This is a genomic window from Carboxylicivirga longa, from assembly GCF_050589825.1.
GTDB lineage: Bacteria > Bacteroidota > Bacteroidia > Bacteroidales > Marinilabiliaceae > Carboxylicivirga > Carboxylicivirga longa.
Genome location: NZ_JBNGOZ010000017.1, coordinates 66,402 through 87,072, shown reverse-complemented (window position 1 = coordinate 87,072; position 20,671 = coordinate 66,402). Strand labels below are relative to the sequence as shown.

The 20,671-nt window shown below is 44.7% G+C and carries 13 protein-coding genes; 6 read left to right on the top strand and 7 right to left on the bottom strand.

Annotated elements, in window-relative coordinates:
- The 6 genes from ACRD7A_RS14410 (at window position 1) to ACRD7A_RS14385 (ending at window position 8,028) form a co-directional block, all read left to right on the top strand.
- Window positions 1-3,075, top strand: coding sequence for a glycosyltransferase family 117 protein (locus ACRD7A_RS14410; RefSeq protein ID WP_430811847.1), 3,075 nt, complete (start codon window positions 1-3; stop codon window positions 3,073-3,075).
- Between the two features lie 67 nt (window positions 3,076-3,142).
- The gene (locus tag ACRD7A_RS14405; RefSeq protein ID WP_430811848.1) at window positions 3,143-3,700 is read left to right on the top strand and encodes a polysaccharide deacetylase family protein; all 558 of its coding nucleotides are present in this window, start codon (window positions 3,143-3,145) and stop codon (window positions 3,698-3,700) included.
- Between the two features lie 17 nt (window positions 3,701-3,717).
- Window positions 3,718-4,986: a phosphoribosylamine--glycine ligase gene (gene purD, locus ACRD7A_RS14400; protein WP_430811849.1), complete on the top strand. Its 1,269-nt coding sequence runs from the start codon at window positions 3,718-3,720 to the stop codon at window positions 4,984-4,986.
- An 87-nt stretch (window positions 4,987-5,073) separates the two neighbouring features.
- Window positions 5,074-6,054, top strand: a complete 981-nt coding sequence (locus tag ACRD7A_RS14395; RefSeq protein WP_430811850.1) for a hypothetical protein — start codon at window positions 5,074-5,076, stop codon at window positions 6,052-6,054.
- 6 nt (window positions 6,055-6,060) lie between these two features.
- Window positions 6,061-7,716 (top strand): carbamoyltransferase C-terminal domain-containing protein, encoded by a 1,656-nt coding sequence (locus ACRD7A_RS14390; RefSeq protein WP_430811851.1) that lies wholly within the window; start codon window positions 6,061-6,063, stop codon window positions 7,714-7,716.
- A 15-nt stretch (window positions 7,717-7,731) separates the two neighbouring features.
- On the top strand, window positions 7,732-8,028 hold the full coding sequence (locus ACRD7A_RS14385) for a hypothetical protein (protein ID WP_430811852.1): 297 nt from the start codon (window positions 7,732-7,734) through the stop codon (window positions 8,026-8,028).
- Here ACRD7A_RS14385 and ACRD7A_RS14380 read toward each other — a convergent pair whose 3' ends face one another.
- The 7 genes from ACRD7A_RS14380 to ACRD7A_RS14350 all read right to left on the bottom strand — a co-directional run bounded on the left by ACRD7A_RS14380 (window position 8,029) and on the right by ACRD7A_RS14350 (window position 20,448).
- Window positions 8,029-11,133, bottom strand: coding sequence for a PAS domain-containing hybrid sensor histidine kinase/response regulator (locus ACRD7A_RS14380; RefSeq protein ID WP_430811853.1), 3,105 nt, complete (start codon window positions 11,131-11,133; stop codon window positions 8,029-8,031).
- A 39-nt stretch (window positions 11,134-11,172) separates the two neighbouring features.
- The gene (locus ACRD7A_RS14375) at window positions 11,173-11,994 is read right to left on the bottom strand and encodes a substrate-binding domain-containing protein (protein WP_430811854.1); all 822 of its coding nucleotides are present in this window, start codon (window positions 11,992-11,994) and stop codon (window positions 11,173-11,175) included.
- A gap of 90 nt (window positions 11,995-12,084) precedes the next feature.
- Window positions 12,085-13,155, bottom strand: a complete 1,071-nt coding sequence (locus tag ACRD7A_RS14370) for a lysylphosphatidylglycerol synthase transmembrane domain-containing protein (protein WP_430811855.1) — start codon at window positions 13,153-13,155, stop codon at window positions 12,085-12,087.
- A 180-nt stretch (window positions 13,156-13,335) separates the two neighbouring features.
- On the bottom strand, window positions 13,336-15,543 hold the full coding sequence (locus ACRD7A_RS14365; protein WP_430811856.1) for a beta-N-acetylhexosaminidase: 2,208 nt from the start codon (window positions 15,541-15,543) through the stop codon (window positions 13,336-13,338).
- Window positions 15,544-15,602: 59 nt separating this feature from the next.
- Window positions 15,603-16,775, bottom strand: a complete 1,173-nt coding sequence (locus ACRD7A_RS14360; protein WP_430811857.1) for a DUF418 domain-containing protein — start codon at window positions 16,773-16,775, stop codon at window positions 15,603-15,605.
- A gap of 134 nt (window positions 16,776-16,909) precedes the next feature.
- Window positions 16,910-17,941 (bottom strand): acyltransferase family protein, encoded by a 1,032-nt coding sequence (locus ACRD7A_RS14355; RefSeq protein ID WP_430811858.1) that lies wholly within the window; start codon window positions 17,939-17,941, stop codon window positions 16,910-16,912.
- Window positions 17,942-18,072: 131 nt separating this feature from the next.
- Complete coding sequence (locus tag ACRD7A_RS14350; RefSeq protein WP_430811859.1) at window positions 18,073-20,448, bottom strand: beta-N-acetylhexosaminidase; 2,376 nt, start codon at window positions 20,446-20,448, stop codon at window positions 18,073-18,075.
- Window positions 20,449-20,671 lie beyond the last annotated feature (223 nt).

Sequence of the window (20,671 nt, the reverse complement as noted above, 5' to 3'; positions counted from 1 at the left end):
ATGAAGCAATATACACGATTGAATCTCTTACTCGGCTGGCTCACATTTTTTATTTCAGCCACCGTCTACGCGATGACCATTGAACCAACTGCCTCCTTTTGGGATTGCGGTGAATTTATTTCTACTGCCTACAAGCTGCTGGTTGGGCACCCTCCCGGGGCTCCGTTTTTTATGATCGTAGGACGTTTTTTCTCTCTTTTTGCACCCGACCCTGCTTCGGTTGCTTTCATGATTAACATGATGTCGGCCTTGGCCAGCGCCTTCACCATTATGTTTCTATTCTGGACCATTACTCATCTGGCCAAAAAAGTTTTCATCATTGAAGAGGAACCTCCAATCTGGCGCACCTGGGCTGTGATGGGAGCTGGCTTGGTAGGTGCCCTTGCCTATACCTTCTCCGACACTTTTTGGTTTTCAGCTGTTGAAGGCGAGGTATATGCCATGTCATCCCTTTTTACTGCAGTGGTGTTCTGGGCCATTCTAAAATGGGAGAATGTGGCTGGCAAACCCTATGCCAACCGCTGGTTAATACTCATCGCCTACCTGATGGGGCTTTCCATCGGCGTCCACTTGCTTAACCTACTGGCCATCCCAGCCATCGTAATGGTATATTACTTCAAAATGTTTGAGGTAAATCGTAATAATACACTCAAGGCACTGGGCATCTCTGGCATTATACTGGGCGGTATTTTGTATGGCATTATCCCGGGTGTTGTCAAAGTAGCCAGCTGGTTTGAGCTTGCCTTTGTCAACGGCTTTGGTCTGCCCTTTAATACGGGTGCCATCTTCTACATGCTATTACTTGTGGTAGCCCTGGTGGCCGGCATCTGGATTACCAACAAGAAGAAAATGGTAATTGCTAACACCATAATACTGGCGGTGACCGTAATTATGATTGGCTATTCATCCTTTGCCATGATTGTTATTCGTTCCTTTGCCAATCCTCCCATGGATCAGAATTCACCGGAAGATGTATTTTCGTTGATGTCTTACCTCAACCGTGAGCAGTATGGCGACCGTCCCCTATTTCTGGGACAGAACTATAACTCGCCACTGGACCGTGAGGCCATGCGCAACAAAGAAGGTGCACCGGTACGCATCAAAAAAGATGGTGAGTACAAAACCGTTGATCATCGACCCGAATACGTATTTGACAGCCGCACTACTACCCTGTTCCCACGTATGTACAGCCGCGAAGGACGACATATTAACGAATACAAAAAGTGGACTAACCTGCAGGGCAAACGTGTAACCGTGGAAGATGGGAGCGGACGCCCCTCCTCCATTATGGTGCCTACCATGTGGGATAACTTTAAGTTTTTCATCAACTATCAGGTAAACCACATGTATTTCCGCTATTTCATGTGGAACTTCTCGGGGCGTCAGAATGACATCCAGGGTCATGGCGAAATACACAAGGGTAACTGGATATCGGGTATTAAGGTACTCGACGAAGCTCGCCTGGGCAAAGAAGAATTGCTACCCGATGTGTATTCCAAAAACCCGGCTCGCAACAAATACTATATGCTACCTCTAATACTGGGCTTAGCTGGTTTATTCTTTCAGTATAACGCCGGAAAAAATGGCAAACAAGGCTTTTGGATTGTCTCCCTGCTTTTCTTCCTGACCGGTTTGGCCATTGTGTTATACCTGAACCAGACACCCCTCCAGCCCCGTGAACGTGACTATGCTTATGCAGGCTCTTTTTATGCCTTCTCTATATGGATTGGTTTGGGTGTGCTGGCCATTGTCAATGGGGTGAAGCGTTTTATGCCCGGATCCGTAGCTGCCAGCCTGGCCACCACGCTGTCTTTGGTACTGGTACCGGGTATTATGGCCAGCGAAAACTGGGACGATCATGATCGATCAGATCGTTATGTGGCGCGCGACCTGGCTCACAACTACCTCAATAGCTGCGCCGAAGATGCCATCTTATTTACCAATGGTGATAACGACACCTTCCCCCTATGGTATGCCCAGGAAGTGGAAGGCATACGCACAGATGTGCGCGTGTGTAACCTCAGCTATTTACAAACCGATTGGTACATCGATCAGATGAAGCGCAAAGCCTACAAATCCGATCCCTTACCTTTCTCGTTAGAACACGATCAGTATGTTACGGGCACCCGCGATGTAGTGCATCTGGTCGATCGGATTAAAGGAGCGGTCGATCTGAAGGAAGCCATTAAATTTGTGGCCAGCGACAATCCTAAAACCAAGCAGATCCCTGAGTATGCAGGTTACATTGAATACCTGCCTTCCAAACAGTTTACCGTACCTGCTGACAGTCTGAAAGTGTTGCAACGGGGCATTGTATCGGATGAGGCAGCTCACCTTATACAGGATCATCTTAACCTGAATATCAATAAAAACATGATCCTGAAGAATGAGCTAATGATTCTGGATCTACTCTCTAACAACGACTGGGAGCGGCCAATATACTATGCCGTAACGGTGGGGGCTGATAACTATGCCGGCTTACAGGATTACTTCCAGCTCGAAGGTTTCGCCTATCAGGTGGTACCCATCAAAACGGTTAATAACGATGGTCAATACGGACGGGTAGATACCGAACGTATGTATCAGAATGTGATGGAAGAGTTTACCTGGGGTGGCTTTGAAAATCCGGATGTTTATCTGGATGAAAACCATTTGCGCATGGCCACCAACATACGAAATAATATGTCGCGACTGGCCCTGGCTCTTATCGATGAGGGTAAAGAAACCAAGGCGGAAGCAATACTGGATAAGAGCATGGAGGTACTATCCGGCGATCGCGTGCCCCATAACTATTTTAGCATCTTCCTGGCCGAAGGATACTTCCGCATCAACAAATTTGATAAAGGAGAAGCCATACTTAAGGATCTGGCCGCTGACCGAATGAAAGAGCTGGATTATTTCAATTCGCTGGCTGCCTTTAAGCGGGCCACTGCGGGTCGTGATCCGGAAACAGCCATGGCCATTTATATGGAGATTGTAAAGATGGCGCAGAAATATAAGCGCGATGAATTAATGCAGTATTTGGAGAAGGATTATGAGAAGAACATGAAACGCATGGGCTTCTTTAACGAATAAAATGATGAACTGGAAGGTACAGCCCCCTACGCCCCTCAGGGCATTGTTTCCACATACATTGTGGCGCATGAAAAATACAGACAAAACGCTGTACCTTACTTTTGACGATGGTCCCGTAGAGAAGGAAACGGGTTGGGTGATGGACTTGCTTGACAGTTATGATCTGCCAGCCACTTTCTTCTGTGTGGGGGAAAATGCGCATCGTAATGAAGGCATGGTGCAAGAGCTGCTGCAAAGAGGGCACAGCGTGGGTAACCATGCCTACAATCATCTGCCGGCGTGGAAATGTTCGCGCCGTGCCTATTTTAACAACATTGAAAAAGCTGCTGATCACATTCCCGGCCAACTGTTTCGTCCACCTCACGGGCAGCTGTACCCCTGGTACATGAAAGCCCTAAGCCGACAGTTCAAACACATTGTTATGTGGGATGTATTATCGATGGATTACGACCATCGTCTGTCGAAAGGGCAAGTACTGGCCAACGTGCTAAACTATGCGCGTAACGGCTCTATCGTGCTTTTTCATGATTCGAAGAAAGCGTGGCCCCGCATGCATTACGCCCTGCCCGCTGCCCTGGATCAACTGCTAAAAGAAGGCTATCAGTTTAAGAAATTAGAGATGTAACGATCAATACAACAAACATGAACATTTTACTACTAGGTTCCGGCGGTCGCGAGCATGCCCTGGCATGGAAGATGACCCAAAGCAACAAGTTAAGCCAGTTATTTATTGCTCCCGGCAATGCCGGCACAGCTCAGGTTGGTACCAATGTCGACCTTGACCCTAACAACTTTGAAGCCATCAAGTCTTTTGTGCTGAATAATGCAGTAAATATGATAGTAGTGGGTCCGGAAGAACCATTGGTGAGGGGTGTGAAGGATTTTGTGCTGAATGATCCCCAGATTGCTCATGTGCCGGTCATCGGTCCCGGGAAAGAAGGGGCGAAGCTGGAAGGCAGTAAAGAATTTGCCAAGGCCTTTATGATGCGCCATAACATTCCCACAGCCGCCTATCTATCCGTAACACAGGACAACCTTGATGAAGGACTGGCCTTTTTAAATACACTACAGGCACCCTATGTGCTCAAGGCTGACGGGCTGGCCGCCGGCAAAGGTGTGCTGATCCTGGATAATCAAAGCGAGGCAGAAGCAGAGTTAAAAGAAATGCTGAGTGGTAAGTTTGGAGAAGCCTCCAGCACCGTTGTTATCGAGGAGTTTTTAAGTGGCATTGAACTATCGGTATTTGTACTCACCGATGGACACGGTTATGTTATACTGCCCGAAGCCAAAGACTACAAACGAATTGGCGAAGGCGACACTGGACTAAACACAGGCGGCATGGGTGCCGTATCGCCGGTACCATTTGCAGATGATACTTTTATGAAAAAGGTTCACGACCGCATTGTAAAACCCACTATTGACGGACTGGCCAAAGATAATATACCCTACAAGGGCTTTGTTTTTATTGGCCTGATAAGTGTAAATGGCGAACCCTTTGTAATTGAGTACAATGTACGCATGGGCGACCCTGAGACAGAAGTAGTGATCCCCCGTATTAAATCGGACTTGGTAGAACTGTTTGAAGCAGTGGCAGCCGGTGAATTACGTAAGAAAACCATTGCCATTGACGAACGAACAGCCACCACTGTAATGTGCGTATCGGGCGGCTATCCGGGCAGCTATGAGAAAGGCAAGGAGATAACAGGGCTTGATCTGGTAAAGGACGGTCTGGTTTTTCATGCGGGCACAAGCAGCGACGATGGCAAAGTTCTTACAGCCGGCGGTCGTGTTATTGCTTTAACTGCTTTCGGCAGCAATAAGGACGAGGCATTAAAGCAGTCGTTTGAGAACGCCCGTACAATCGATTACGAAGGAAAATACTTCCGCTCCGACATCGGATTTGATTTATAATTTTATTCCGCTAGCGGAATCCTATCTCCCGCAGATAACGCATATCAGTGTTATCTGCGGAAAACAAGATACATTAAATTGCCAATTATGCTTTTTAGAGCCCTCAACAGAAATGACATTGTTGCCTTGGTGCTGCTGCCTTTACTGCTCATCGCCTTTTGGGCAAATACACTTCTTTTTGATGTAAGTCCAAGCTTCCCCAACGATCATAACCCAATGCCCTTGTGGGGGTTGCTCATTAACACCCTGAAAAGCAAACACCTTCTTACCTCCCTCATTAGCATGCTCATTGCTCTGTTAATGATGTTTGGGGTCAACCGCATTGTGAACCGCCACAACCTGTTTAACGGACAGACCAACCTACCCGGCTTTGTTTATCTGCTGCTGGTGAGCGCTTACCTGATGGCACAAAAGCTGCATCCGGTATGGTTTTTCACCCCCTTGTTAATGCTGGGCATAGAGCGACTATTTGCAGCAAGCGGACAACGTAAGCCCATGAAATGGTGTTTCGAAGCCGCTTTATGGCTTTCAACAGGCAGCTTATTTTATGCGAAAGGCATTTATTTTATTGCCTTCCTATGGACCGTCATGTTTATTATGCGGCTGATGACCATGCGTACTTTCCTGGCCTCGCTACTAGGACTTATACTGCCCTATCTGTTTGCCTTCGCCTATTACTTTTGGAACGATCAGTCAGCTCAGTTTCTGTCAGACATATTCGAAAACTTCATCTCGCCCATTGCCTTTTTCGAGCATAGCATCTACTCACAAATTTACAATGGCATCATTATCGCATTGGTATTTATCTCTATTATTTCTGTAGTGCGCATACTGCCCGCCTTAAAAATCATCAACCGTAAACATTTCAGAGTGTTTATTTGGTTGGTAGTACTGAGCGTAGCTGCCGCCATCACTCCTTACTACTCGCTAGAGGTAATGCCCATCTGGGCCATTGGCACAGCAATAATCGTGGGTCGCTTTTTTACCCTAGTTCAGCGCCGTACACTGCAAGAGATATTTATATATATGCTAATGGCCATCACCCTTGCCGGCCAATTTCTAATTTAAAATTACATGAACGCTTCGAAGCCCACCCTGGCCATCTATGGCATACAGGATCGTATTAGCAGCAACACTCCTTTCTATGTGCACGATCATGCGCTTAGCCTGATGCACAAAGGCAAGGTATTGAAGCATCTTACACTGGAGCGCTTAAGCCGACGTAAACATGATAACCGGCTTCACGAGCAAATTTACGACTTACTGAAGAGCGAGGGTTTGCTCAAGCACACGGATTACGATCTTGTTTTTGTGGATAATGTGGTGGGGCGCAGTTTTATATCCTCATGCGGGCGCTTTCGGTTTGAGGCGCCCTTAAATACTCATCTTTCCGTAAAGCCAGAGCGCGGACGCTGCTGGTGGCTCGATTGCGAAAAAGAAGCCTACGCCTTGAACCATGAGCTGGCTCATATTGCGGCGAGCCTCCCTTTCTACGGTGACTTCAAGGACAACAGCCTGCTCATTCATTTCGATGGAGGGGCCAGCGTCAGTAACTTCTCGGCCTTTAGCCACAAGGCAGGCGTCATTAAACCCATAGAGCACCATTGGGAAATGAAACACTTATCCTCCTTGTTTAATGCCAATGCTCTTGTTTTTGGCATTATTGGAGCAAAATTTAATGCCCAAAATAGTGTGCCTGGTAAAATGATGGGGCTGGCTGCATACGGACAATACCGGCAAGACATTGAAGACTGGCTGGTACAGCATAATTACTTCGCTGACATATGGGCCAGTAAAAAAAGATTTTTTGAAGCCGCCCGCGCCGATTTTGGAGTCGACATCAAACACCTGCAGCAAGATAATCCCTTTCTACAGGACATACTCGCCACCATGCAAGGTATATTTCAACGCGAATTGCTAAAAAAAATAACGCAGCTACAGGCACAGGGTGGCTATGAATACCTGTATTATGCAGGTGGTTCGGCACTGAATATTGTAGCTAATACAAACATTGTTGAAAGTGGCCTATTCAAGGATGTATCCATACCCCCCTGCACCGAGGACAGCGGCCTGTCACTTGGGGCAGCTGCATATTTCGAATGGATAAAGCATGGAAGCCTACCGCTACACAACCCTTATCTCAATAACTGGCAGATAAATGACAAGGCTTGTTACTTTACCCCACAAGATATTGAAAACTGCGCTGCTGCTTTGATGCAAAACAAGGTGATCGCCATCTGCAATAATGCCGGAGAGATTGGCCCACGCGCTCTTGGTAATCGTTCTATTCTGTCACTGGCCAATAATAAAAAACTGGCTGATAAAGTAAGTATGACCCACAAAAAACGTGAGTGGTACCGACCCGTGGCGCCCATTATGCTGGAGCATAACGCCCGATATTTTACAGGGAAGCAAAACATCAATCATCTGGCTAAATATATGTTGCTTGACTTTGAAATACTAGCCGACAGACGCGAGGAGATAGCGGGTGTAGTCCATGTGGATGGCACGGCTCGTATCCAAACGGTGAATGCGAACGATAATCCGTATATATATGCCTTATTGATGTACCTCGATGATAATTATGGTATAAAAGCATTGATTAATACCTCATTCAACGTACGTGGCGAACCCATAGTGCACGATGAGGAAGGCGCTGTTCTGTCGGCCAAAAACATGCAGCTGGATGCCGTGGTATTAAACGGAAAATTCTGTAACTTGAACAAGTAACCCCCAATAGGCATTATGACAGGAGGACTTGGCTTTGTAAAAGATGGTATGAATTCTCAACGCAATAATAGGAGAATACTAAAGGGTATTAATGCCAGGCACTTTCAAACAAAACATGCCAAAAGTGATTTTTCCAGGAAATTTGCAAGCGACAAAATTGCGGATAAAAACACCATTGATTTAATCAGAGCTAAGGCAAAAATAGAAAGAAAAGCAAGGCTGATCAGAAGTGCTGCTTTGATCATTATTACTGTAGCAATTGTCGTATTTATTTATTATTTGCCCTTCATTATTGAGTACTACTCCTCATGATTACAACCAACGATCGATGATACTTTCCAGGTCATCCATCTTAACCGGCTTGCCAATATAATCGTTCATTCCGGCCTCAATGCATACTTCACGATCTCCCTTCAGCGCATTGGCTGTCATGGCAATGATGGGTAAATCGATGCCTTCCTCACGCAATTTACGCGTGGCATCCAAGCCATTGAGCACCGGCATTTGTACATCCATAAACACCAGGTCAATTTCCTGATTACTCTCATTGATTAAAATATCTACTGCCTCTTGTCCATTTTTTGATATGTGAATTTGAAGTCCCAAGCGGGACAACATTTTCTCGGCAATCTTCTGATTGATGATATTATCCTCCACCAGCAAGATATGTTTACCCTTTATACGCTCTTTAAACTCTGCGACCTGTGCCTCGGCAGAGCTCACTGCATCCTTACCGGCCACCAACAGCTTTTCGATGGCTGAAAACAGGTCGGCATGTTTAACCGGTTTGTACAATACAATATCAACCCCTTTGAAGCCATCTGTATTCTTCCAACGGTTTTCCGACGAGAACAAAATGGTACGAATGCCGGGCTGCTTTTGCTTAACAGTTTGCACAAAGTTATCATCCGTCTTACTAAACAGGTGACTGTCGATAATCATCAGGTTAAAGCCCTTCTCTTCCTCAAGCATACGAAGTGCCGACTTCTCATCATTTACCGTATCAGACTCGATTTGCCAATTGTTAAGTGTTTTTTTAAGGAGTAACAAGTTGGTTTTATGGTTATCGACAATAAGCGCATTCACATGGGCAAATTGCTCTGTATTCAATTCAAGCGCCTTATGATCTTTGTCGATTACAAAAGGCAGGGTAAAGTGAAATACAGAACCGGGATTTTCTTTGGACCACATAAAATTCGGATTGGGGCTCTCCACCCATATCTTACCCCCCATTAACTCAACCAGCATTTTGGAGATACTAGTACCCAAGCCTGTGCCACCAAATTTACGCGTGGTAGAACCATCAGCCTGAGTAAAGGACTCGAAAATTTTCTCCAGTTTGTTTTTAGGTATGCCAATGCCCGAATCTTCCACCGAGAAATGCAGCACCAAATGTGTACCCTTTTGTTGTTCGATTTCCACCTTAAGCACCACCTCTCCCTCCGCAGTAAATTTCACAGCATTACCCATCAGGTTCACTAACACCTGAATAAGACGACTCTCATCACCAATCAACACCGGAGGTATGGTATCCTCTACATCATTCAATATTTCAATGCCTTTCTCCAATGAACGAAACGACATCTGATCCATTAGGTAATCAACGGTAGAACGCAGGTTGAACGAGTAGGATTCGATCTTCATCTTGCCGGCTTCGATCTTAGAGAAATCGAGAATATCGTTAATAATGTTGAGCAGGTTATCGCAAGAGCGGCCGATGATGGAGACCACATTCTTCTGCTCCTTCGACATTCGTGTCTTACCCAGCAACTCAGTGGCACCAATTATCCCATTCATGGGCGTGCGTATCTCGTGACTCATATTGGCCAAAAACTCAGATTTGGCACGATTGGAATCGGCCTCCTTCTTCTGTATTTCCTTTTGGGCGCTTATATCCATAAAAGCCTCGAGAAACACCTCTTTCTTATCCAGCGATATGGGAATGATATTTTTAAGTATTTCACGGGATATGTTGTTCTCCTTAATAACCAGTCGCTCTTCAAGGGTTACTACATTCACACCGGTTTGCTCATCTTTGTAAGCATCTTTCTTAACCGTGAAAAACAATTTGTCATACGAACTATTGATCAGGTGCTCCAAAGCCTGATCGCCGCTATCAAAGCCCATTATTTTGGCGGCCGTCTTGTTTATCTGTATAATCCGCTTGTCTTTATCAACAATCAATACACCCACCGGGAGATTATCGGTGATGGTACTCAAGGCTTTGTTCGATTCCTTCAAGGACTCTGTCAGAAGTTTCTTCTCGGTGGTATCTTCTTTAATGGCCACATAGTTTGATATGGTATTATCCTTGCTAAGCACTGGGGAAATAAGCACTTTTTCCCAGAAAATAGAACCGTCTTCTTTGGTACTCGATATCTCCCCTTGCCAAACACGCCCTTCCTGAATGGTTTGCCACAACATATCGGCCAACTCATTCTTTTTATTCTGTATCTTAAAAAAATTAGCTTCTCCCTTTTCCAGTTCACTATTTGAAAAGCCATCGAGGGACTTAAACCCTTTGTTGACATACTCCACATTACCTTGTGTATCGGTAATCATAATAGAGATAGGGCTTTGCTCCACTGCCTGTATCAACTTCATATTATTCTCCTCAGCCTTTTTCCGATTAAGAATAACACTACGGATCTGCGACAATAAAAAGTAGGACAGGAAAATTACAAATAGTGTAAAGAAAATAAGCGATGTATATTTCAACTTATTATAGCGACTCAGTACACTAATCCCTTTATTATTAAGGGTTACCAATCGCTTATTAATTTCGTAAGCGATAGTATTCTCTATCTCAAGCATCCGACCAAACTCAGGCTCGGCACCTTTTACCAGCTGTTCGACACTACTCTTCAAATGCTCATTCTCGCCACCATGCACGGTAATATTCTGAAGCACCTGATCGGATATGCGCCGTGATTTGTTGTATAAGTCGTCGATGATGGGCACCAACTCACTCACTTCGGATATAGTACCGGTAAAACTATCGGCTAGGTAATTGATGCGCATGGTAATGGAATCCTTGGAATAATCTTTTACCGGACGAATATCCTCAATCACGCCGCCCTGATCAATCACATTCAGAATGGCTTTACTCTGGCGGGTAAGCCGTTCTATGTTACTATCATTATTTTCCAGTGCTTTAACGAGAGTAATGGAGGTATAAGATTTAAAGGCCAGATTGAGCTTCAGCAGACTCTGATTAAGAAGGTTCTCAAGCTTTAGCAGCTTCTCCTGATTCTCAATTGTACTGCTGTATCGGGATTGATAGGATCGGTCAAAAAAGTTTTCGATGGTTAAAATGGTGGCAATCGTCAAAAGAAAAATTGCCAATAACAAATATAGCTTATTGATAATTGGCTCTTTAAAATACGATAGCTTACCGTTACGATTACCTTTGCTCACTGAAATGAATTTTTCTAAAAATAGAATTTTAAGCGTAATTTAAAAAATAATAGTCGCCCTTTTCGAAAAACCATAACGCGATAAAAATGACTCATTCAATTCGTTGGCAGCCATATCGAGAAAAGATCTGGCCAGGTTAGCCTGTGTCGTACAGGACAATACCGCGGCATACATGGGTATGGCTGTTTGGTAAGCTGTTTGTGGTCGAACCACATCAATATAATTCCTATTCCCATTAACATAAATATTACTGCCCCAGTTAATGGCCACATCAGCCTGATTGCCCTGCAGACCTTCGGCCAGGCCTTTGGCGTCGGATGTGAGCGATACTACACTTTGAAGCACCTCAGCGTAAGCTCCCTGATATTCCAGAAAAGCTTTTGTTTCGTAACCCAAGGCACTGGTTTCTGCATTGGCCATCATAAGCGCATACTCACCCTTCTGCATTAAAGAAGAAACATGCCCATCAAATCCCCTGGGATTTCCCTTTTTAACCATGTAAACCAAATGATTATAACCTAAAAACAAAGAATCCTTCAGGTGATAACCCGTATTATTATGAAAGTGTTGAAAACTATGTGCCGATGCAGGGATATATAAATCACCCCTGGCCGAATATTTGATGATACCCATAAGATTTTTTGCACAATCATTGTGCAAAGTAATCGTGCAGTTATATTCCTTTTCAAAGCGCTCCTTCAAGTCAACAACCATATTCAGCATGGTATTCTCGCAATAAATAACCAACTCGACAGGTGGAGTAGACTCGTGATTTACTTTTTTTGTCTTTCGGCGGCCACATCCGCCAAATAACAATAACCCAACAAGTAATATGGTGAAAATATTTTTGATCGCTGACATAGCTATGTTTTTAACGCTAAGCAAGTTAGTGAATAGCAAAGCGCCATTACAGTTATTTATCACTAAAAATCAGCATTTTATCAAATAGAATCAGGAATTAACGAAGTGCTTCTTCACCCACTTGGGCACTACAAACGCACCGATAAGCAGATAAGGATAGTAACTGACCAATCGCCACATGAAGGCCATGGCCATTCCTGTTCCCAAGGGTACCATACTCGATAAAAACTCTTTAAACACCCATTCGGCAAAGCCGCTGCCTCCGGGAGTAGGACTTACGAGCATCATAATCCACATGACCAACTGCTTACCAAAAATCAGAATATGATCATGCCACCCCAAAAGCTGAAAACCGAAGAAAGCCAGAATGAGGGTATTAACAATCCAATAGCGTGCAGTCCAGCTAAGAGCTGTAGCACCAAAAGCCTTCAGCCAGTTTTTAAAAGGCCAGCGCTTAAACTCATCGGAAGTAGCGATCAGATCGGAGCCTGACTCATTGGCCTGTGGTCGCCACCTTCGAATAATGGGTAATTTAAACACCCACAGCAACAACCACTTCAAACCCCTTGGGTTAATAAATAAACCGTAGGTAATAACAATTGTATAGGCCAGCTTAAGCAGGTAACCGATGAAGGCAAACATAAAAAACTGATTCTTGTACCAGGGCATACCGACCATTACACTATCACCCATGGAAAATATATCGGTGCGACCAATAAACAACAGAATCAAGGGAAAAGTAACAATGAAGTAGAGCTCATCCAGAAACGAAGTGACCATAACAACAGCGGTGCTCCTCCCCAGTTTAACACCCTCTTTATTGATAAAGAAGATGGCCACACTGGTGCCGCCAATGGCCGAGGGTGTAATGGCTGAAGTAAACTCCCACAGCATAATGGTGCTAAAGGCAGAACGCCAACTCAACTGTTTCGCAGTTAGCAGGCGAATACGTATCATATAGCCAAAATCGCGAATGGCCATCATCAGAAAGGAAATAAAAAACCAGAATATAGACTGAAAAGTAAAGGAGAAATAATCTAGCACCGAAGGATCAAATTCCTGGTACAGGAAATAACCGGTCACTCCCAGCCCAATAAGAATGGGTAGGGTAATGCGACTCGGTTGTATGCTTTTTAATATTTTACCGGAGTTATCAGCCATAAACCGTAAAGTTATGGTAATCCTCGCAGCATAAGAAATGCTTGGCCAAATAAAATGAAGAAGAATATCTTTTACTTTTAGCAAAAAGCCATCTCCCCCACTTGCTATGGCGGAGTAGATGGCTCTAATTCGTAAAATATACGATTTAAGGCAGGCACCAATTCACTTCCTAAACAAATATTACAGCGCTTTGATAAATACAGCACCATTACTGTCGTTACCAAGGTCGCCCCTTACACGGGCTTTTATGGTAAATGCAGCACCTGTTTCATACTCATCGATAGTAAATTTATACACATTGTTGTGCGCAGTTCCACCAGTAAAACCGGTATGGAGATCTTCGGCTATTTTCTGCCCGTTTTTAAATACCTCTACCGACTCAATATCCAGGCGATATTGCCCTCCGGTAAACAGAAAAGTAAGCTCATAAGCTGCGTTTTTATTGATCTTGCCCGTGGCGTTCATTTCAAAAGCACCAAATACTTTAGCTTTGATGGCTTTCGGCGTCCATTCGGCCAGCAGCGTACCATACTTTTCGTAGCCCTCGTATTTCTTTGGGAAATATAAAGGTAAAGAAAACTGACGTCGGTTCACGACTGTGATGGCCTGGAAATCGTGTATATCCTCCACCTGCACCGGCGCTGTGTAAACTGTTGAATGTACGTTGGCGGGTATGCCATCGGTGGAATAACGAATATGCGCACCTTCCACCGGGTTTTCGAGTGTAATTAAAAAGCCGCCGTTTTCCTCCTCTTTGGCAATCAGCTTAGGTTGTGGCACGCGATAGCCATATCCGGCCTGGTCGTAGCGGCGGTAGTGGGTTGCCATGTTATCCTCAAAATTTTCCCAGCTGCGCAGCACCTGTGGCGTCCAGCCCACCTCGGCCAAGGCAGCCATTCGCGGAAAGGTAAGGTAATCCATGTATTTCTCTGCTCGGTTTTCGTTGATGGCATTGATCCGTGGCAACTCATCGCCATGGATAAACTGGTCGGACCACAGGCAGCCATTAACACCCAGCACCTGATCGCGGTATTTTTCATCGAGTCCATCCAGCATCGGATCCCACTCATAGGCTTTTTGCAGCGAAATGGGTGGTAGCCAGGTAGCTGCTTTCACCTCGCCGGGAATGCTACTCTCGGGGAAATCGAAATAAGTATGTCCTGTTAGCGCCATCACCACATCATGGCCATCCCGGGTTCCCGTGAGCGCTTTCTTTTTGTCGTGCCACACCATTCCGACCGCCTTTTCAGCGAGTCCTTCCTCTATCAACTCATCCCATCCTACAACAGTTTTACCGTGGGCGGCCAGCATTTTTTGCACGCGGTTATTCATGTAAGTGCGCAATTCCTTTTCAGTTTGTATTCCCAGCTCCTCTTTTCGTTGTTGGCAATGCGGGCATTCCTTCCAACGATCGTAAACCGCCTCATCGCCGCCTATGTGAACATATTGGGAGGGAAACAGGGCTACTGTTTCGGCAAACACATCTTCTAGAAACTCAAAGGTAGATTCTTTGCCCGGGCAATATAAATCGCGACTGATAAAGTGGCGCGTTGGCACCTGGTGTTGCTTGCCTGTACACGAGAGGTGCGGATAAGCCACGATGGCCGCCAACACGTGTGCTGGTAGTTCAATTTCTGGTATCACCTCCACATTGCGGGCGGCGGCATAAGCCACTATGTCTTTGATATCCTCCTGTGTATAGAATCCGCCAATACGGTCTTTTCCTTCACCGCGCCAGGCTCCTACTGATGTTAGCTTGGGGTATTTTTTTATCTCAAGTCGCCAACCGGCATCATCAATCAGGTGAAAATGCAGCACATTAAGCTTATACATGGCCATCATATCGATGAAACGCAGCACATAATCTTTTTCAAAGAAGTAGCGACTTACATCGAGCATCATACCCCGCCACGGATAGGATGGTGCATCTTCAATGCTTACTCCGGGTACCGCCCAGGCAACTTCCTTTTGACGTTGTTTGCTGTACACCTCGGCAGGCAATAATTGCAGCAGCGTTTGCACACCGTAAAAAATACCTGCAGCATCGCCTCCGGTAATCCTTATGTTTTTATCCTCTACATGTAAACGGTAACCTTCGGCATTGTTAATTTGGGCATCTAGCTGCAAAACAATACTGTTAATCTTAGCCTTATTTCCTTCGCTAAGCACAAAATCCCAACCCGTGGCCGGCGACAAGGCACACTCCAGCAGTTCGGCCTGCTTCTGTAAACCCTTAGTATAAATAATTTTCGTTTTTTCGTTTAATACAAAAGCCTGCCCGTTCTCTTTTAGTTTCTGCGGACGGGGAATAATATCTGTCGTTTGACCAGCAATAAGCGATAGCACTGCAAACGATAAGAGGAAAATAAATAAAACTCTGTTCTTCATCTGATAATTAATTAGCGATATAACATTTTTTGAAAAAAACGGCAACTCAGAAATTAGAATCACCTATTGAGAACCGGAACAGTTACCTGTAAATAAGTTGCTTTATGCCAGATAAATTCAAACGGTCCTTGTTTGTATCGGTTTAGCCAAAGATAACTAAAGGCAATTTGTAAAGCGGCTATCCCAAGCCCAATAAGCACACTAGCTGCAACGCCGGCGTAGGCTGCAATGTTTAAACCATAAGGATAGAACAAAGCGGTTGCAATAATTGATTGGAATATATAATTAGTAAGACTCATTTTTCCATACCACTTCAAGGGCACCGTGAGGCGCCTAAAACCTTCCGATCGGTACAGAATAATAAACAATGAAGCCATCAGTAACATAAACGATAAGTTATACCACATACTAAACACAACCTGCAAGGGCGCTTGGATTAAGCTCGTTGTGGGTGGAACTGCTTTCACTACAAATAGCAGCGGCGTGCTGATAAGGGTGAAAAAGCATAAACGATCCCAAAAAGATGCATCAGTACGATTAAACAAGCCGTGTCTGTACATTAAGAACCCGAGGATGTATAGACCAGGTGTTTGGGATATACGACCGTATTCAAAGGCCCAGGCCAAGCATGCCTGCAAACCTACTGTAATATTACTCCATACCATGGGTATAAACTCACCATTAGCAACAGCCGGACGCACAGCCTCGTAAAAACCGCCCGTATACCAAACTAATTTCGTATTGGGGTTAAGCCAAAGGCTAATAATCTTGAACCACTCTAAGGGCTGCAAAAACAAAACCGCAGCGATAATCAGCAGTGCTTTGCTGCTAAGGCGAGCCGTCAAAGGCAGTATGATGGCTACCATGGCCATAAAAATCAAGGGGTCACCACCGGCAAAAAAGGCGGCATTAAGTACTCCAAAACCGGCCAGCAGCAACATTCGCCACAGGAAGCGAATCGTGAAACGCTTCTTTTGTCCTGCGGCTTTATAATACTGTATACCAAATGTAAAACCGAACAACAATGCAAACAGGCCATATGCCTTGCCTTCAAACATGAAGTACAGCATGCTTTTGGTTGTCGAATTTACGGCTTCCCAAAACGGAGTGCCTTGGCGCTCGATCTCTAAACCATCCATAAAATAATTGGAGCAATGTATAATCAGTATACTAAAAATGGCGAATCCACGCAGTGCGTCAACTGCCTCAATACGTGTTCGAATTTTCTTCATCTGCTTAAAATTGATTTTTTCAATGGTCAAATGGAAGTCCCAAATAAATTTCATCATTGACTCCTTCGATCTTACGATTCGCCTGTGTGTCAATTAGGATAGTCAAAATTTCAGGATTGTTTCACATTATGCTATTACTGTAATAAAATGGCTTTCAGTTTATTTTTAAGGTATCGCCGAATTGGAAAATCAACAAATTCGGTAATTAAATAAGCAAAACCTACCAGAAGCAGCACAGAAACTGGTATTACCCAGGCCAGCTCCTCCCAATTCGGACTTTTTACAGCTACGTAGTTGGCAAACACCCACATAAAAGGATAATGTGTCATATAAAGAGGATAGGAAATATCTCCTGACAGTTTATTAATTTTATGATGCTTATCTGATAATTCGGCACCTGCACCCAAGGCAACTAATAAAGGGAAATAAAACACAACGATAAGGGGCTCTACTAGGCCGCTCCAGCTTTCACGGTAAGGAATTAAAAAGGCTAGCATCAGCAAGGCACACATGCCCAATAAGCCCAGCTTATTTTTAATAATCCATCCTGATCGAAATACCAACATACCCATTATAAAAGAAAAAGAGATGCGAGCCAAGCCATGGAAAAAAGTAGCATCATTCCACCCCCCAAGCAGGTTTCCATATTGCCATCCGATATAAAACAAGGCAAGTGCGGCCAATATCGCCATTGCGGAAAGAACTTTTTTACCTACTTTAAACAGAATGACGGCATACATAAAATTAGCCACGTACTCCCAAAACAAGGTCCAGCTGGGTGCATTCAAATTAAATAAGTTAAAATAACGTTCCGATACGATGGGGTAAGGAATCATGGTAACAGATGTAATAAAAAGCAGTGCGGTCTGCTTGAATCCGTACTCCGCATATAGGTTGCTGAAGGGGTCGAATAAAAAAGTTAATAAGCCAAGTACCGAGCCAATAATTACCAATGACTGCAGGCGAATAAGCCTTAACTTAATAAATGTTGACAAACCCATTCCGGGCATCCGCTTATCGTATGCATAAGCCAACACAAAGCCCGACAAACAAAAAAAGAAGTCCACGGCCAAAAAGCCATGTGCAATGTAGATCTTACTAAAATCGGTAATAATTATTTCCATGAAGTGAAAAATAACTACCACAAGGGCGGCCAGTCCACGCATTCCATCTAAAATTTTGAAGTGCGGCCTACTGTTCAATAACTTTTCGTTACTCATACTAATTTATAATACATTAGCTATCGGATGATTCGATACAACCCGGTACCAAATCATCCGATAAGCTAAACTATCTGTTATAAGCTTTTCACTTTTAACTCATGCAGCGTACCTGAAAAACCCTTTTGAGCATCACCAATGGTTCGCAGTGGGAACACGAGGGTTTGCTGGATATACATTTTATTGATATCGCCGTTTTCTTTTCTTCCCTCCTTAATTTTTCCCTGCAGACGCTCCACCTCTTTGCCATTGATCAGCAGGGAGGTACCTTTATGGTCGCCCTGCACAGAGAGCTTCACCTTGGCATTGGCATCTATCAAGTGACTGAACGTATAAAAATAACCATCGCGCTTGAAGCCCAATTGTATTTTTCCATTTATAGGTGAGGCCACCACCTGCGCATTGGCCGAAGAGAACAATACGGATTCCGGGTTTATATCCGTATTCAGCGTAATGGTAAAATCGACCTGATAGGGATAGCCGATCTCCTCAACAGGAGTGGTAAGCGTACTGTTTGACTTAAAGCGATAGCCACTGTGCTTCTTCCACTTTACTTTCTCGGCGCTTGCCAGGTGATAGCCATTAGCGGTTTGGTCGTTTTTTCGCTGTACAGCAAAGTTATAATCCAGCACTTCGGGCGTAGCGCTTGGCACTTTTGCCATCACATTCACATAAGGAGCTTCCACCAACCCGGCGGCGGTCTTTTTAAAATCAGTCAGTTGAATGTCTTCCTGTTTTCCTGTCCACATTTTTTGCGCCAGCACCTGTAATGCCGGGAAGGCACGGTGATGCACATCTTTTTCACTGATGCCATTGCCCACATGGTCGTTCCACACTGCAAACATACCGCCGCTTATTTGTGGATGTCCAAAGGGAAAGGTATCGCCACCAATCAGGTTGGGCTCCCACTTGTTAAAAAGGAAGTCGAGGTTCAGATAGTCGTAATAATAACCGGCAGCCGGAACAATATAGAGGTGCCGGTCTGAAGTGGAAATCAGCTCATAGCCCTGCTCCATCATATCAGCCGGATCGGCATAACCATTGTACCAGGCATTCATAATCACGTTATCAGCGGTAACGGGAGTTTCACCCTGAGCATGAGTGAGGGCACCCCACAGGCGTGCACGCTTGCCATAACCCTGCACCAGCTTAAGGTAGTGATCGGTGAATTTACGAAACTCCTCGGCCTTTTCCTTGGAGTATTCATCGGTGCCAATATGCACATCAGGACCAATGAAAACCAGATTTTCACCACCAAGGTACTCATCGAACAAGGCATCAAAAAAAGTATAAGTCTCCTCCTTGGTGATATCCAGATGATCCATGCCATACTCCTCGCTGCCCAGCGAGGGCTTATACTGGGTAAAAGCCAGACTGTGAGCCGGAATATCAATTTCAGGTATCACATTAACACCATAATCCATACCCATTTGCTGCAAAGCCGTAAACTCAGCCTTTGAATAGGAACCATCGTTAGCCGTTAGTCCGGGATAAGTATCGCACTCCAGGCGGAAAGCCGAATAAGTCTTGTCCCAATCATTATTAAAGAATTGCTTAAAACCATTATCGTTCAGGTGCAGGTGAAACTCATTCATCTTATAATACGACAGGATACGGATATAGTCACGCAGAAATTCCAGGCGGAAAAATTTACGCCCTACATCGAGCATCATTCCCCGACGTGCATATTTCGGGTAATCACGCATAATGCCTTTGGGGAGGTCACCCTTATATACATTTAGGAGTTGCAGAATGGTGCGGGTACCCATAAAAGCACCTTGCGGCGTATACGCCTCCAGCACTATTCCCTCGTCGATGCTCAGGCGGTAACCTTCTTTACCCAGGGCCTTCTCTTCATTGTTCAACACTACATAAATATCCCCATCCTTCTGGGAACCCTGCTTCACGCCGTAGTCACGCTCTCCAAAAAAAGCCATATCATCGGCAAAAGCTTCCATGTAAGCTTTCAGGGTATCCCAGTCCTTTGAAGCCACTACAATGTCACCCCGATTTGAAAAGTTATGCATTCCTTCAAGGCCATACCATTCGCGGGGAGCAGGTATTACATTGGGACATGCATTACCAGCCTTGTTGACTGCATAATTACCCGGTACACTCAGCTGCTTGTTGGGCACATCGGCTTTACTGCCAGTTTCGGTATGAATTAACTGGTAATATAATTCCACAGCAACATCCACCAGAGGTTGCGTGATACGGCCATCTGCATCGATTACCTGCGGACGGTCGGTGCCACGTAATTGCAGCTGATAACCTTCCGGCGCAGCGGGATGCTGAACATGTGTGTCACCTTTTTTTAGCGGGGCTGGTCCTTGTATGGACTGCACAATCTTCGTCATTGCCTTGTCACTACTCTTGCTTTTTTGTGCAGATACTGACGAAGCACATACCAGCAAAAGCAGTAACAGGGTAAATAAATAATTCTGTTTCTTCATGTGTCTAAATTTGTTTTTCATTGGTCACATGGAACTCGCCAAAGTAGTCATCCTCCTGTGTGAGAATCTATCTTATGGCTCGTTTCATTATATTAAAGTGTATTTATTCCTTTTAATAAGAACGCCTAAAAATACAGTGTCATCGGTTTGTAGAGCTGTAAATTTGTACATAATGGCATTGATTCTATCCAAAAAGCACAAAAAAAGGAGAAACCCGCCGGCA